The 14,509-nt window shown below is 62.5% G+C and carries 15 protein-coding genes; 3 read left to right on the top strand and 12 right to left on the bottom strand.

What is annotated here, in order from left to right:
* Position 1: 1 nt before the first annotated feature.
* The 7 genes from ACYVHK_RS01090 to ACYVHK_RS01060 all read right to left on the bottom strand — a co-directional run bounded on the left by ACYVHK_RS01090 (position 2) and on the right by ACYVHK_RS01060 (position 5,124).
* Entirely contained in the window at positions 2-859 is an 858-nt protein-coding gene (locus tag ACYVHK_RS01090; RefSeq protein ID WP_460526708.1) for a class I SAM-dependent methyltransferase, read from the bottom strand.
* Positions 860-1,073: 214 nt separating this feature from the next.
* A complete protein-coding gene (locus tag ACYVHK_RS01085) occupies positions 1,074-2,423 on the bottom strand; it encodes a sensor histidine kinase (RefSeq protein ID WP_460526706.1) in 1,350 nt (449 codons plus the stop codon).
* Between the two features lie 28 nt (positions 2,424-2,451).
* A complete protein-coding gene (locus ACYVHK_RS01080; RefSeq protein ID WP_460526704.1) occupies positions 2,452-3,123 on the bottom strand; it encodes a response regulator transcription factor in 672 nt (223 codons plus the stop codon).
* 51 nt (positions 3,124-3,174) lie between these two features.
* Positions 3,175-3,411 carry a PepSY domain-containing protein gene (locus ACYVHK_RS01075; RefSeq protein WP_460526702.1) on the bottom strand — a complete coding sequence of 79 codons (237 nt, stop codon included), beginning with the start codon at positions 3,409-3,411 and terminating at the stop codon, positions 3,175-3,177.
* Between the two features lie 39 nt (positions 3,412-3,450).
* Positions 3,451-3,963 (bottom strand): glycine zipper 2TM domain-containing protein, encoded by a 513-nt coding sequence (locus tag ACYVHK_RS01070; protein ID WP_460526700.1) that lies wholly within the window; start codon positions 3,961-3,963, stop codon positions 3,451-3,453.
* Between the two features lie 115 nt (positions 3,964-4,078).
* Complete coding sequence (locus tag ACYVHK_RS01065; RefSeq protein WP_460526698.1) at positions 4,079-4,732, bottom strand: Crp/Fnr family transcriptional regulator; 654 nt, start codon at positions 4,730-4,732, stop codon at positions 4,079-4,081.
* Positions 4,733-4,746: 14 nt separating this feature from the next.
* Positions 4,747-5,124: a hypothetical protein gene (locus ACYVHK_RS01060; protein ID WP_460526696.1), complete on the bottom strand. Its 378-nt coding sequence runs from the start codon at positions 5,122-5,124 to the stop codon at positions 4,747-4,749.
* Between the two features lie 580 nt (positions 5,125-5,704).
* Here ACYVHK_RS01060 and ACYVHK_RS01055 point away from each other — a divergent pair.
* Entirely contained in the window at positions 5,705-6,277 is a 573-nt protein-coding gene (locus ACYVHK_RS01055) for a TetR/AcrR family transcriptional regulator (protein WP_460526694.1), read from the top strand.
* Between the two features lie 59 nt (positions 6,278-6,336).
* Here ACYVHK_RS01055 and ACYVHK_RS01050 read toward each other — a convergent pair whose 3' ends face one another.
* The 5 genes from ACYVHK_RS01050 to ACYVHK_RS01030 all read right to left on the bottom strand — a co-directional run bounded on the left by ACYVHK_RS01050 (position 6,337) and on the right by ACYVHK_RS01030 (position 12,141).
* The gene (locus ACYVHK_RS01050) at positions 6,337-6,963 is read right to left on the bottom strand and encodes a lytic transglycosylase domain-containing protein (protein WP_460526692.1); all 627 of its coding nucleotides are present in this window, start codon (positions 6,961-6,963) and stop codon (positions 6,337-6,339) included.
* Positions 6,964-6,979: 16 nt separating this feature from the next.
* Positions 6,980-8,695, bottom strand: a complete 1,716-nt coding sequence (locus tag ACYVHK_RS01045; RefSeq protein ID WP_460526690.1) for a proline--tRNA ligase — start codon at positions 8,693-8,695, stop codon at positions 6,980-6,982.
* Between the two features lie 177 nt (positions 8,696-8,872).
* Positions 8,873-9,931, bottom strand: a complete 1,059-nt coding sequence (locus tag ACYVHK_RS01040) for a hypothetical protein (RefSeq protein WP_460526688.1) — start codon at positions 9,929-9,931, stop codon at positions 8,873-8,875.
* Positions 9,932-9,934: 3 nt separating this feature from the next.
* Positions 9,935-10,369, bottom strand: a complete 435-nt coding sequence (locus tag ACYVHK_RS01035) for a DNA polymerase III subunit chi (RefSeq protein ID WP_460526686.1) — start codon at positions 10,367-10,369, stop codon at positions 9,935-9,937.
* Between the two features lie 5 nt (positions 10,370-10,374).
* Positions 10,375-12,141: a M17 family metallopeptidase gene (locus tag ACYVHK_RS01030; protein WP_460526684.1), complete on the bottom strand. Its 1,767-nt coding sequence runs from the start codon at positions 12,139-12,141 to the stop codon at positions 10,375-10,377.
* A 157-nt stretch (positions 12,142-12,298) separates the two neighbouring features.
* On the opposite strand from ACYVHK_RS01030, the gene lptF reads away from it, so the two are divergent.
* Both lptF and lptG read left to right on the top strand, forming a co-directional pair.
* Positions 12,299-13,417, top strand: coding sequence for an LPS export ABC transporter permease LptF (lptF, locus tag ACYVHK_RS01025; RefSeq protein WP_460526682.1), 1,119 nt, complete (start codon positions 12,299-12,301; stop codon positions 13,415-13,417).
* Complete coding sequence (lptG, locus tag ACYVHK_RS01020; protein WP_460526680.1) at positions 13,414-14,490, top strand: LPS export ABC transporter permease LptG; 1,077 nt, start codon at positions 13,414-13,416, stop codon at positions 14,488-14,490. The genes lptF and lptG overlap by 4 nt, the downstream gene beginning before the upstream one ends.
* Positions 14,491-14,509 lie beyond the last annotated feature (19 nt).

Here is a 14,509-nt window from a genome sequence, read left to right as displayed (position 1 = left end):
CTCAGCGCGCGGGCTTGATAAATCGCAGCGTAAAGCGGTCACTCTCGCCGATGGCCAGATACTTGGCCTTGTCCTGCTCGCCAAGCGCCAAGGTAGGCGGCAAGGTCCAGACTCCCTTGGGATGATCCTTCGTATCCTTGGCATTGGCATTGACCTCGCTGCTGCCGGTCAACAGAAAGCCCGCCTCGCTGGCCAACTGGATCACATACGCCTCCGGCAGGTAGCCGGTGGATTTCTCCAGCGGCTTGCCTGCCACAGCCCGGTGATCGACGATGCCAAGCACGCCGCCCGGCTTGAGCACCTCGAAGAAGGCCTTGAAATAGGCTTTCTCGTTACCGGCATCTACCCAATTATGGACATTGCGGAAACTCAGCACCGTGTCGGCAGAGGCTGACGGACCGAAGCTCGGCTGTGCCAGATCGAACTCCCGCACCTGCACCTTGCCGTAGCGCTCGGCATCGCCAGCCAGTTTGGCCTGGAAGCTGCTGCGTCCCTTGCCGTAATAGTCGCGATCACGCCCCTCCACCTTGTCCGGGTTCACGATGGCTGCGGTGTAGCTGCCTTGCTGCTTGAGCCACGGCGCCAGGATTTCGGTATACCAACCGCCACCTGGCGTGATCTCGATCAACTGGCTGTTCGGCTGCACGCCAAAGAAAGCCAGTGTCTCGGCCGGATGACGATAGATATCACGTGCGCTGTTCTTCTCCGAGCGCCAGCTACCACTGAGGATGGGCTGCAAGGACTGCGTCGCCACGGTCGCTGTCGGGGCAGCCGCCTCGGCGGCCTGGGCCCAGGGGGTATGGAGCAGGAAGGCTGCCAGCAGCAACAAGCCGCCCGCCCCCACTAGCCGGCTCTGCATGTTGGGCTTCGTGACAACCCGACTACGTCCACTTCCCGCACCGTATGCTGTGTTCGACATTGCACGATCTCCCGGCCGGCCACAGGCCGGCTTGTTGTAGTAGAAAATACCTGGATGAACTGGATTTCGAAACCAGCAGGCACGGCTGGCGACACTCACCATCAGACCGAGCCCGGTCATCAGACTCCAGCATAAGGCCAGAGTTCGCGCACGGCTAGGAATCGGCCAGCGGCGAAGGCAGGCGGATATGTACCTGCGCCCCGCCATGCGCCGCGCGGCTGAGCGTCAGCTGGCCGCCGTGGGCGCCGACGATATCGGCGACGACGGTAAGACCAATGCCATGACCAGGCACCCGCTCATCCAGCCGGACACCTCGTTGCAGTGCTGCATCCGGGTCGCTGAAACCGGGACCGTCATCCTCGATCACCACCAGCAAGGCCTGTCCGTCCAGCTTGGTAGACAGCCGGACGCGGGTCCGCGCCCACTTGGCCGCATTGTCGAGCAGGTTGCCAAACACCTCGAAGGCATCACCCTCGTCGATACGCCAGAGCAGCTGGTCCGGGCAGGCTAGCTGGAACTCCAGCCCCTTGTCGGCATAGACCTTGGCCAGTGAATCCACGATACGGCGGAAAATGGGCGAGAGCTGCAATGGTGGCGCGAAACGGGTCGAGCCGCTGGCGGCGGCTCGCCCGAGCTGATGCTGGACGATGCCATCCATGCGCGAGACCTGCTGCTCGACCATGGCCGGCAGATCAGCAGGTTCCGAGAGCGCGCCGCGCAACACGGCCAACGGCGTCTTCAGGCTGTGGGCAAGGTCGCCCAGCGCATCCTTGTAGCGCGTCTGCCGCGCGTGTTGCTGTTCGATCAGGGTATTGAGGTTGTTGGTCAGACCGGCAATCTCGGACGGATAGACGCCCTCGACACGCGGCTGCTCGCCTTGCTCGATGCGCATGATTTCACGCGCCACGCGTCGCAAGGGAGCCAGGCCCCAGCCCAGCAACAAGGTCTGGGTGATCAGCAGCACGATGCCGGCACCGCCCAGCCAGGTCCACAACGTGCGACGGAAACTCGCCAGCTCGGTAAAGAACTCAGATTCGTCCTCCACCACCGCGAAGGTCAGTGGCATGGCACGCGGGCCTTCCGCCCACTTCACGCCATAGGCCGCCGCGAGATACCCCTTGCCATCGCTCTTCAGTTCGTGGAAGCGCCATTCACCGGCGGTCAGCTTGCGTGGAAACGGCGGATGCAGGCCCAGGGTGGAGGGCGACTGCCACTCCTCGCGACTGCTGGGGTTGGAAATATTGGCGTACAGGCCGGAATTCGGCAGCGAGAGCCGCGGTTCCTCAAGCGATAGCGGCATGATCAGGCCGCCGCTGGTGTCGAGTTCGGCCCGCGCGAGCAGGAGGTAGACCGTACTTTGCAGGCGTTCGTAACGGGAGTCGCGCACGCTATCGGCATAGGCACGCTGCAAGGCAAGGCCGGCCCCCGCCAGGAAGGCCAGCAGTACCACGGCGGCGCCGAGCATCAGCCGGGTACGGATGGACCAGCTTGCGCGGGTGGACATGGTTCAGCCGGTGGGCCGGAGCCCGTCCCTATTCCAGCACGAAACGGTAACCGCGACCCCGCAAGGTCTCGATCGGGCTCAGGGTGCCGTCCGGGTCCAGCTTGCGCCGCAAGCGGCCGATCAGCACTTCCAGCACATTGCTGTCGCGGTCTTCGTCATGCGGATAGAGGTAATCGGACAATTCCTGCTTGCTGACCACGCGCGCGCGTTCTCGCACGAGGTACTCCAGCATGCGGTATTCGAAGGTGGTCAGCTCGATGGGCTGATCGCGCAACTTGGCCTGCTGGGCAGAGAAATCGATCGCCAGCGGCCCGATGCTCAGTACATCCGAGGTCGCCTTCAGGGCACGGCGCAACAATGCCTTGATGCGGGCCGCCAGCTCAGGATATTCGAAAGGCTTGACCAGATAATCGTCGGCCCCGGCTTCCAGGCCCTGTACCTTGTCCTGCCAACTGCCACGGGCAGTCAATATCAGGATCGGTAAGGTACGGCCATCGGCACGCAGGCGCTCTACGACGGCCAGGCCGCTCATCTTGGGCAAGCCCAGGTCGACGATGGCCAGGTCAACGGGGTACTCACTGGCCTGGAACAGGCCGTCTTCACCGTCAGCCGCCTCGTCGACCCGGTAGCCGTCAGCCTCGAGTTGTTTCTTCAGGCTGTGCCGTAGCGCAGTCTCATCTTCTATCAGCAGCAATCGCATGGGCTTGGGCCGATCTTTCTTGTCAGTTCAGCGTCAATATCAGGTCGGTGCTCAAACCGGGCGGCCGCTGGCCGCATCGATAAAGATGACCCGGACTTCGCCTTGCGCCGTGACCACCTTGACGCGCCAAACGGTCCGTCCATCCCGCTCCGATTTTTCCACCGACAATACCCGCCCGTTGCTCGCTCGCTGCGCAATGGCAGCCGCATCGTCACGGCTGACATCCGCCCAGGCGGGCGTGACAGCGGTGATGATCAGGCAGGCCAGCAAAGCGAGTGGTTTCAACATGGTGAATCCTGGACTAGGCGTTATTGAACGAGATTTACATTAAGGTACGAGCGGATCAACCGACACACGCACCGGCAGGCTCTTGCCCGGGTTGTCGCGCATGAAGGAAGTGTACTGCTGACCACGATATTCATAGGTCACGCGGTAACCGGTGACACGGCTCTGCCAATCCTCAACGGTACGGCAGCGCTGAATCTCGCGGGGAATTTCTTCGTACTCGGTACGGTTGTCGCGGTTGTCGATCCGGTCGCCGGTCAGCGCACCGACCACGGCACCCAGCGCGGTGGCAGCTTCACGGCCATGCCCCTTGCCAACCTGGTTACCGACGATGGCACCTGCAACACCGCCAACCACGGCACCACCGTAGCTGCGATCACCACCAACCCGGCGGGTCTCGGTGACGACTTCACTGGTGCACTCCTTGCGGGGCACACTGATGCGTTCGTACTGCGGCTCGACATTGCGGACGCGCGCCGTGTCCTCGAAACTGTTGGCGTTGGCACTGGCAAAACCGGTGGCAAGCAGACTGGAGATGATGATGAGGCGTTTCATGGCGTGCATCCTTTCGTGGAGGGATGGACGCAGTTTGCCGGCGATGCAGTGAACCAAAGCTGAACATTGGCGGGGCGAGAGGAGGCTTCCTGCGCCTCCCCGGTCAGACCTGACCTCAAAACGCCTCGGGCATCTTCTGCAGGATGATCAGGCGCCGATTTTCAATCCGGACATAACCGCCAAAGACTAGCTCCTTCATGATCCTCGCCACCATCTCGCGGGACGATCCGACACGGTCGGCAATGGCCTGCTGGGTCATGGGTTCCTCGACCTGGAGATGCCCCTCCTTCTCGACTGCCAGATCCTCGAACAACAGGCGAACCCGGCTGTATACATCCTTCAGCGCCAGGTTCTTGACCGACTCGGTCAATTGCCGCGTACGCCGCACCAGGCTGACCAGCAACTTGAACTGGATGGAGGGATGACTATGCAGCAAGGACAGGAAGTCCTCCTTGAGGATCACCAGAAAGGTGCTCTGCTCTTCGGTCTCGACCGACGCCGTGCGCGGCTCGTCGTCCAGCAGTGCCAGTTCGCCCACGTACTCACCCGGCCCCAGAACGGCCAATACGTACTCCTTGCCGTTGGAATCGCTGACGAACACCTTGAGCCGGCCCTGCATCAGCAGGAACATCGAACTGCCGGGATCACCTTCATTGATGATGATGGTGCCCTTGGGGTAGGTCTTGGCCGTGGCGGACGCTTCAATATGCGCCAGCTCCTCATCGGACAGGCCATAGAACAGGGGGATTTGCTTCAGCGTGGCGATCATGTCGGACCTGATGGTTAGGAAGGTGCCTTCTCGGCACCGGCGGCAGGCTTGGCAGCGTTGGTCTTGCCGGGGTCGGCCTGGGCATCAGCATGCGTCTCTGTATCGGCTCCGCCACCGATTTCGACGCTGGCCACCTCTGCCTTGCGATTTGGCGCATCGGGCGGGGGTAGGACGACATCCAGCTTGTTCTTGGCCATGTACTCGTTCATTTCCTTCCAGCCGGCAAAAATGTCGGCCTTGGAAACACGGGGATTGCGCTGGAAGCAATCCTCCAGCGCCCGCCCGGAGTGCCGGCAGGAAGCACCGATGGCGCGACCATTGAGCTTGGCCTGGTTGGCCAGCTCGGACAATCGTTCACAACCGGTCAGACCGAGCAGCAGTATGGCAAACAAAAATATCCGTGTTGTCATCGTGTTCGGGCGCTTTATTCAAGTTGTTTAGGAATTGTAAGCCAGATTTTGGCAATACTCACAGCCGGCTGGCCGCCACCCAATCGGGTATGCCGCCATTCCATCCGGTCGCGGCCACCTGTGCTGCCAGCCTGCTGCAACGACGCCTGCCACCCACTGCCAGCTCAGCCCACTCCCGGACGAAATACGACCAGTTATCGGCAATTCCTTAGTCAACTTTAAGTCAGCGGCGCGGATTTTCCCGGAAAGATGTCGCAGCGCCCCTCGTGCGATGGCAAACGGGGACCATCAGCCGTGCAGTGGCCGCCTCTCCGGACCATTCGGCCAAGTCGCCTGCGAACGCATCGCACTGCCACCCACCCGGGAAGCTGCGACAAAATCAGGACAACCGAATCACGGGGCCACGCAGCCATATCGGCCATCCAGCCTCGATAACTGTGTCTTCCCGTCCACAAGCGGCGGGCATAAGGGCGCCAGATGACAAGCGTGCGCTTGACTGGGTGATTGCGTATAAAATGCGGCAATTCGTCAAACCCGCGATCGCCCATACAAGAAAAGCATCATGACCACACAAGAAGAGAAGACACGTCGAGCCGAACTGATTGCTGCCGCCAGCCGTCTGTTCAAGGAACAGGGTTACGAGCGCACCACGGTGCGTGACCTGGCCCAGGCAGTGGGCATGCAGTCGGGCAGCCTGTTCTATCACTTCCGGACCAAGGAAGAGATGCTGGTCGCCGTGATGGCCGCCGGTATCGGCGACCTGACCGATCGCGCCGAAGAAGCGCTGTCCGTTGCCAAGACGCCGCTGGACCGGCTCAAGACATTGTGCCGCGTCCATCTCGACACCTTGCTCGGTGACGACAAGGGGGCCTTGTCGGTGCTGCTGTACGAATGGCCCAGCCTCTCTGACAAGGCGCGCTCCGAGCTGATCAAGCTGCGCGACGCCTACGAACGCGACTGGCAACAAGTGCTGGATGAAGCCGCTGCCGCTGGCCTGGTGCATCAGGACACACGGCTCTTGCGCAAATTACTGCTGGGCGGCCTGCACTGGACCATTCAGTGGTACAAGGCCGACGGCAACAGCAATCCGTCGGAGCTGGCCGATCGCATGCTGGAACTGGTCCTGAAGAAGTAAGGTTGCACAGCCCGAAATGAAAAACCCCGCCAAGGCGGGGTTTTTCATGCGGAACAGGTTCAGCGCGCAGGGTAAGCAACCGCCTGGGTACGCGCCGCACCCGGGCGCCAATCCCACTGCGCCTTCCAGGCGCCAAGCACCATGTTCGGGTACTCGGGCTGACCAAGGCTGCCGTTGTATCGTCCCAGTGCGCGGTACAGATCGCCCTTCTCGATATCGAGGTAGTGTCGGAGGATCGTGCAGCCGAAACGCAGGTTGGTATACATGTCGAACAGGTTGTGTTCGCTGCTGCCGATGCTGCGCTGCCAGAACGGCATGACCTGCATCAGGCCGCGGGCGCCGACCGAGGAAATCGCATACTTGCGAAACCCGCTCTCGACCTGGATCAGCCCCAGCACCATCTGCGGATCCAGACCGGCGCGCGTTGCCTCGTAATGGATCGCGGTCAACAGCTTCTCGCGCATGAAGTCGTCAGGAATCTTCTTCTTCATGCGGGCCGACATTTCCTGCAACCATGCCTGGCCTTCGCCGGGATCGGCGAACACCAGGCGCGGCGAGGTGCTGTCATTGATGGAGCGCTGCATGGCAGTCGCCACCGACAACGACAAGGCCTCCTCCTTCTGCGCACCGGCCAGGGCCGGCAGGGCAGACAAAAGCAGTGCAGAAACAACGACTAAGCGGCGCATATCCTTACCTTAAGCCTTACTCGGCGAGCTTGCCAAGCAGGAAGTCAATGACCGATTCCTTGCCCACAAGTTCCGTCGCACCATCGCGGCGCGAGACATACTCGACCTTGCCCTCGGCCAGCGACTTGTCACCGATGGTGACGCGATGCGGAATCCCGATCAGCTCCATATCGGCAAACATCACACCCGGGCGCTCGTTACGGTCATCCATCAGCACATCCAGACCCTTGGCGACCAGCGCCGCGTACAGGGCATCGGCCGCTTCCTTGACGGCTTCCGAGCGCTGGTAACCCACCGGCACGATGGCAACGCTGAACGGCGCCATCGCGGCGGTGAACTTGATGCCCTTGTGGTCGAAGTTCTGCTCGATCGCTGCACCGACGATACGGCTGACTCCGATGCCATAGCAGCCCATCTCCATCGGCTTGAGCTGACCCTCGCTATCGAGGTAGTGGCAGTTGAGCGCAGCCGAGTACTTGGTGCGCAACTGGAAGATATGGCCGACTTCGATGCCGCGGCAGATCTCCAGCACGCCCTTGCCGTCCGGCGAAGGATCACCGGCGATCACGTTGCGGATATCGGCAACGATGTCCGCCTCGGGCAAATCACGGACCCAGTTCACGCCAGCGGTGTGGAACTTCGGCTTGTTGGCGCCCACGACAAAATCGCTCATCGCCGCGACAGTACGGTCGGCGATCACGCGAACCTTGCTGCGATCGATACCGACCGGCCCAAGGAAGCCTGGGGGGCAATTGAAGAAACCGCGTATTTCTTCTTCGGTGGCAAAGCGGAAATCCGTCATGCCGGCGATCTTGCCGACCTTCACTTCGTTCAGGGAATGATCACCGCGCAACAGCAGGATCTGCAGCTTGTCCTCGGCCATCAGCGCGATCAGTTTGACCGTACGCTGCAGGGCGATACCCAGCAATTCGGCCACGGCCTCGCAAGTGGTCTGCTTGGGAGTATCGACATCACGCAAGGGCTCGGCGGCAGCAGCGCGGGGAGCGGAAGGTGCCAGCGCTTCAGCCAGCTCCACATTGGCGGCGAACTCGCCGGTCGGGCAGTAGGCCAGCGCATCCTCGCCGGAGTCGGCCAGCACATGGAACTCATGCGAGCCATCGCCACCGATGGCGCCGGTATCGGCGGCGACCGCGCGGAACTGCAGGCCCAGGCGGCTGAACACATTGCTATAGGCCTGGTACATGGTGGCGTAGGACTTCTCCAGCCCGGCGAAGTCGACGTCGAAGGAGTAGGCATCCTTCATGACGAACTCGCGCGCACGCATCACGCCAAAGCGCGGACGAATCTCGTCGCGGAACTTGGTCTGTACCTGATAGAAGTTGAGCGGCAGCTGCTTGTAGCTCTTGATCTCGCTACGGGCAATGTCGGTAATCACTTCTTCGTGGGTCGGGCCGAAGCAGAAATCGCGATCATGGCGATCCTTCATCTTCAGCATCTGCGGACCGAATACCGCCCAGCGGCCGCTCTCCTGCCACAGCTCTGCCGGCTGGATCGCCGGCATGACGAGCTCCAGACCACCGGCCTTGTTCATCTCGTCACGGACAATCGCTTCCACCTTGCGCAGCACGCGCAGGCCCAGCGGCATCCAGGTGTAGAGACCGGAACCCAGCTTCTTGATCAGGCCGGCACGCAGCATCAGCTTGTGGCTAGGCAGCTCGGCCTCGTTAGGGGCTTCTTTGAGAGTAGAGAGGAAGAATTGCGAGGTGCGCATCGGCTGGTTGCTCGGTGATCAAATCGTAAACATGCGCTGTGCAGCGCTGCCTGTTCCCACCTGCCGCACCAAGGCGGCGGGGCAGAAAATCGACCGCAGGCGTCACCATGAGTGACGCTAGGCCGATGAAAGAACGCGATTTTACCGTAGCGGGGCCGGTGCGGCGAGCGGCGGTTGTCAGTGCCGCTTCAGGACTTCCTCGATCTTGCCGCTGATCAGCTTGTCCAGCTGCGGCTGTAAGGCACCCAGCGTGCGCTTGAGCGATTCGACATGCAGTACCGCGATCTGGCGGGCCAGCTCGCTGCGTACCAGCTTCTCGATCTCTGGGCGCAGACTGACCATCAGTTCGGCGGTCAAGGCTGCCGGGTCAATGGCCGGCCCAGCCGCCAATGTCTGCTCGGCATCGACCGGGCCAATTTCAATACTGAGTTCGGGGAAGTCCTCGGACACCAGCACCTGAGACGCAGGTGCCGCGGCTACAGGCGGAGCAGCCGCCGTCTTGGCAGCAGCGACCGATGGCACCAGTGGCTGCGGAGCGGCGGACGCAGCACGCGCCACCGGCGTCGACGGCATGGCCGGCGCAGGCGCCACAGGCGCCACAGGCGCACGAACAGGTGCGGGCACCGGCGCTACAACAACCGGAGCAACTGGTGCCGGCTTTGGTGCGACAGCCGCCGGTTCATCCGGCAGGGCAAAGTCGAAATTCAGGGCCAGGTCCGGCATCAGGGGGCCGCCAGCCAGCGGCGACGGCGCACTGATCGGGGCAGGCTTGGCCACAGGCGGCTTACTACTCGGCAGTAGCAGCTCGGGAAAGTCGAGCACCGGCGGGGGTGGATTCAAGGTCGCAGCCGGCTTGGGCGGAGGTGGGGCAACAGGCTCGGGCGCCAGGTCCAACAACTCCGGCGGCTCGGCCGGCGCGGCGGCAGCCGGCAAACCCGCCGCCTCTGCCGCGGCGGAGGACGTCGGCTTCCAGACGGGTGCGGGAGGTGCCAGGACGATGGGCGGCGCCTCGGCGCGTATTTCCTCCGGCGTGAACATCAGGTCATCACCCACCATGGGCTCGACATTGGTCAGCACCGGAATCTCGCCGAATGCCTCGGCCGGGTCCAGGTCGGTCAGCACCGGGACGTTCGGGTCTATGCCGCTGCCACGATGGCGGGCAATCAGGGCATCCATCTTGCCGAGCACCGCGGGCGGTTCGGTGTCGGGATCCGGGGCAGGATACGACTCAGCCATGTCTCAACCTTTACCCAAAGTGGCCATGTCGGTGAACTCCACCTCATAGCCGGCCTGCTTGTACAACTGAAGGCGTGACCGGGCTTCCTGGCGCAGTGCCATGTCGTCCCGAGGCACGATCTCGACGATACGCGCGATCTCCATATCGGTACGAACGATATGGGATGTCCAGTTGAACACCACCTCGCGAGGCAACAGGACCTCGATGCGGTGATCGATCAATGCCGGCGTCTGGGCGGCCAGTTCATGCCCAGCTAGGCAATGCGGTACAAAACCGGTCGGCGGAACTTCCCACAGCAACCGGTCCAGCACCTGGCTGGCCGTCTCGGAATCCGTCACGATGCCGGTGGCGAGCTTGCGCTTCACGGCCTTCCCCACCAGCTGGCAAAGCGCCTGCTCGCGGTTGGACACATTGAAGTAGAAGCTCGCCAACGGCATGGTGCTTACTTCTTCTTAGCAGCAGTTTTGGCTGCTGGCTTGGCGGCGGCCGGTTTTGCTGCAGCGACCTTGGCGGTAGCGGCCGGCTTGGTCACGGCAGCCTTGGCAGCCGGCTTGCTGACAACAGCAGGCTTGGCGGCGACGGGCTTGGCAGCAACTGCCGGCTTGGCAACGGCAGCCGGCTTCGCAGCCACCTTGGCGGCAGGCTTGGCAGCAGTCTTTGGCGCGGCAACAGCCTTGCTGGCAGCGGCAGTCTTGGCAGGTGCAGTCTTGGCAGGTGCAGTCTTGGCAGGTGCAGCCTTGGCAACAGGCTTGGCCTTCACGGCAGCGGCGCGAACACGCAGGAACTGGGTCAGCAAGGGCACCGGACGACCGGTAGCTCCCTTGGCCGCGCCCGACTTCCAGGCCGTCCCTGCGATATCCAGGTGAGCCCAGTCATACTTCTCGGCGAAGCGCGACAGGAAGCAGGCTGCGGTCACGGAACCGCCGCCAGGGCCGCCGATATTGCCAAGATCCGCGAAGTTGGACTTCAGCTGCTCGTGGTATTCCTCGCCCATCGGCATCTGCCAGGCGCGATCGCCAGCCACGTCGCCTGCGGTCTGCAGTTCGCGGGCCAGGGCATCCTTGTTGGCGTACAAGCCGCTGGTATGGTTGCCCAAGGCCACCACGCAAGCGCCGGTCAGGGTAGCGACGTCAACTACGGTCGCCGGGTCGAAACGTTCGGTGTAGGTCAGCGCATCGCACAGAATCAGGCGGCCCTCGGCGTCGGTGTTCAGCACTTCGACGGTCAGACCGTTCATGGTGGTCACCACGTCACCCGGCTTGCTGGCGTTGCCAGCTGGCATGTTTTCGCAACTGGCAACCACGGCGTAGACGTTCAATGGCAGCTTGGCAGCGCCAACACCATGCATGGTGGCCAGTACCGAACCGGCGCCCATCATGTCGTACTTCATTTCGTCCATGTTGGCACCCGGCTTGAGGCTGATGCCACCCGAATCAAAGGTGATGCCCTTGCCAACCAGCACAACCGGCTTGTCGCCCTTGGCGCCGCCTTCATGCTTCAGGACGATCAGCTTCATCGGTTCGACCGAGCCCTTGGCCACGGAGACAAACGACCACATGCCGAGCTTCTCGATGTCGGCGCGTTCCAGTACTTCCACCTTCATGCCGAACTGCTTGGCGATATCCTTGGCGGTATTGGCCAGATGGGTCGGCGTACAGAAGTTCGGGGGCAGGTTGCCCAGGTTCTTGGCCACGGTCAGGGCCGAACCCAGCGCGGCACCCGCGACGATGCCGGCGGAAGCGGCAGCTTCATCAGCCTTGCCAACCAGCACGGTGACCTTCTTGAGGCCCGGTTTGGTGTCCTTCTTGGACTTGGTGGTGTCGTACTTGTAGCTGGCGTCATGCGCCGCGACGGCAATTTCTTCTGCCGCCCAGGCAGCAGCCTTGCCTTCGAAAGCGATGGCGAGCTCACCACCGGCAGCCAGGCTGGCCTTGACGGCGGCACGGGCTGCATCGCGGAATTCCTTGTCGCTACTGCCAACGCTGACCAGCAGGACGCGGTCGGCGGCAACGCCATTGACCTTGTGCAGCAGTACCGAACTGCCGGCCTTGGCATCGAGGTCGCCCAGCTTGACGATAGCGCTCAGATGCCCACCGGCGGCCTTGTCCACCACTTGGGCGGCAGCGCCCAGTTTTCCATTGCTGACCGACAATGCCAGCACGGCGGCTTTATGTTTTTCTGGGCTTGCGGCCTTGGCGATGATTTCCACGGTGGACTCCTGTAAGATCGCGGCTCGGCCGCTACCCGATATGAGATAGCGCGCCCCGCTGGGTTTCTGATACGCACCGCGGCTCGTGGCCGCAGCGAGAATCGGGGAAATTCTCCCGATTTTCCGAACTCAACCGGCAAAAGTCAAAGCACAACCAGTGTCCACCCCTACTTCACGCCCCTCTCCGCTGCAAAAACTCCTGCCCTCAGAGCGCTTGTTCGAGCGGGCCATGCTGCGTGAATTCGCCAGCATGGGGGCCGGTGTCTTCATCGTGCTGCTGAGCATCATGGTAGTCACCAGCGGCGCCAAGTTGCTCGGCTGGGCAGCCAGCGGCACGGTCAGCGCCGATGCAGTCGGCGCCCTGCTGGGCTTCACATTGCTCGGCATTGTGCCTTGGATTGTGTCGATGACGGTGTTTATCACCGTGCTGTGGTCGCTGACCCGCGCCTGGCGCGATCATGAAATGGCCGTCTGGTTTTCCGCCGGACAGCCGCTCACCGCCTGGATACGCCCGGTCCTGACCTTTGCCATTCCGCTGGCACTGGTCGTCGCCATGCTGAGTATGGGCCTGAGCCCGTGGGCCAAGCAGAAGAGCCGCGAATACAAGGAACAGATGGCCAGTCGCGACGACCTCTCCGCCCTGTCGCCCGGCCTGTTCAAGGAATCCTCCCTGGCCGACCGCGTCACCTTCATCGAGAACTTCGCCGGCAAGAGCGGCGCGGCGCGCAACATCTTTGTGCAGTCCACCGAAAAGGACGGCTCGCAGACCGTGACTGTATCGGCCGAGGGCTATCTGCTCAGCCTGCCGGATGGCGAGCGCACCCTGGTACTGCAGAACGGCCGCCGCTATGTCGGCGTGCAGGGGCAGGCCAACTACCGCATCATCCAGTTTACCGAGGCCCGTATCCGGGTGCAGGAGCCGGACCGGCATGAGGTCCGAACCAGCAGCGAAGCCCTGCCCACCATCGCATTGATCGGCAGCCAGAACCTGGAAGAAAGAGGTGAACTGGCACGCCGCATTGCCAGCCCGATCACCACGCTGCTACTGGCCTTGCTCGCCATTCCGTTGGCTTACGTCAACCCCCGGGTGGGCCGCGGCTTCAACCTGATGGTGGCGATCCTGCTGTTCTCCATCTATCTGAACCTCGTCAATATCGCCCAGAGCTGGATCAGCGCAGGTCGCCTCCCCAGCATCATCGGCATGTGGCCCGTGCATCTGGTCATGGCCATCGTGATCTGGTGCCTGTTCCGTTGGCGAGCCAGGCCGCGCACATGAAATCCATCTCCCGCTACGTCATTGCCGAGGTCGTGCGCAGCAGCCTGTTCGTGCTAGCCGGCCTTCTGGGCTTGTTCCTGTTTTTTGACCTGATTGGCGAATTGCGCGACGTCGGCCATGGCAGCTATACCTTTGCCAAATTGCTAGGCTACGTGCTGCTGCTGGTGCCGGGCCATGCCTACGACCTGATGCCGATCGCCGTACTGATCGGCGGCATGATCGGCCTGTCCATGCTCAACCAGTACTCTGAACTGACGGTGATGCGGGTCGGTGGCCTGTCGCTGGTCCGGTTGATCGGCATCCTGTCGCTGGCCGGCCTGCTGTTTGCGGCCCTGACCATGGCGGCTGGCGAGTATGTCGCACCCTATGCCGAACGCTCCGCCACCCAGCTGCAACTCGCCGCCAAGGGCCAGGTGCTGACCCAGGATTCCCGTTCCGGTTTCTGGCAGCGGGAGGACGGCAGCTTCGTGAATGTGCGTGAAGTATTGCCGGACCAGACCCTGCGACATATCAACGTCTACCGCTTCGATCGTGCCCAGCACATGTCGAGCTATGGCTACGCCCAGCGCGGCCAGTGGCTCAAGGACGAAGGTGCCTGGCGCCTGACCGATATCACCCTGACTCATTTCGACACAGACCAGGTCCGGATCGAGAAACTGCCCGAATACATCTGGCGTTCCTCGCTGACCCCGAACACGCTGTCGGTGCTGCTGATCAAGCCTGAGCAGATGTCCATTCTGACCCTGCTCGACTATATCGAGCACTTGCGCCGCAACCAGCAGAAGACCAGTCGCTACGAGATCGCGCTATGGACCAAGCTGGTCTACCCGATGGCCTGCCTCGCCATGCTGATCATCGCCCTGCCCTTCGCCCAGACCCAGCGTCGGGCCGGTGGGGTGGGCATGAAGCTATTCATTGGCATCATGATCGGTTTGGGCTTCTACTTCGTGAACAAGCTGGTCGGTACCTGGGGGCTGCTCTACGACTGGCCGCCCATGCTGGCCGCCTCGCTCCCTTCGGGTGGCTTCCTGCTGCTGGCGATGTTGCTGCTGTACCGGCAGGAACGGCGTTAGGCGGCGCCTTGCGGCCCCG

It is taken from the genome of Chitinimonas naiadis, assembly GCF_054780835.1.
The sequence above is the reverse complement of the archived record's forward strand: the minus strand, read 5'-3'. Positions and strand labels throughout refer to the sequence as shown.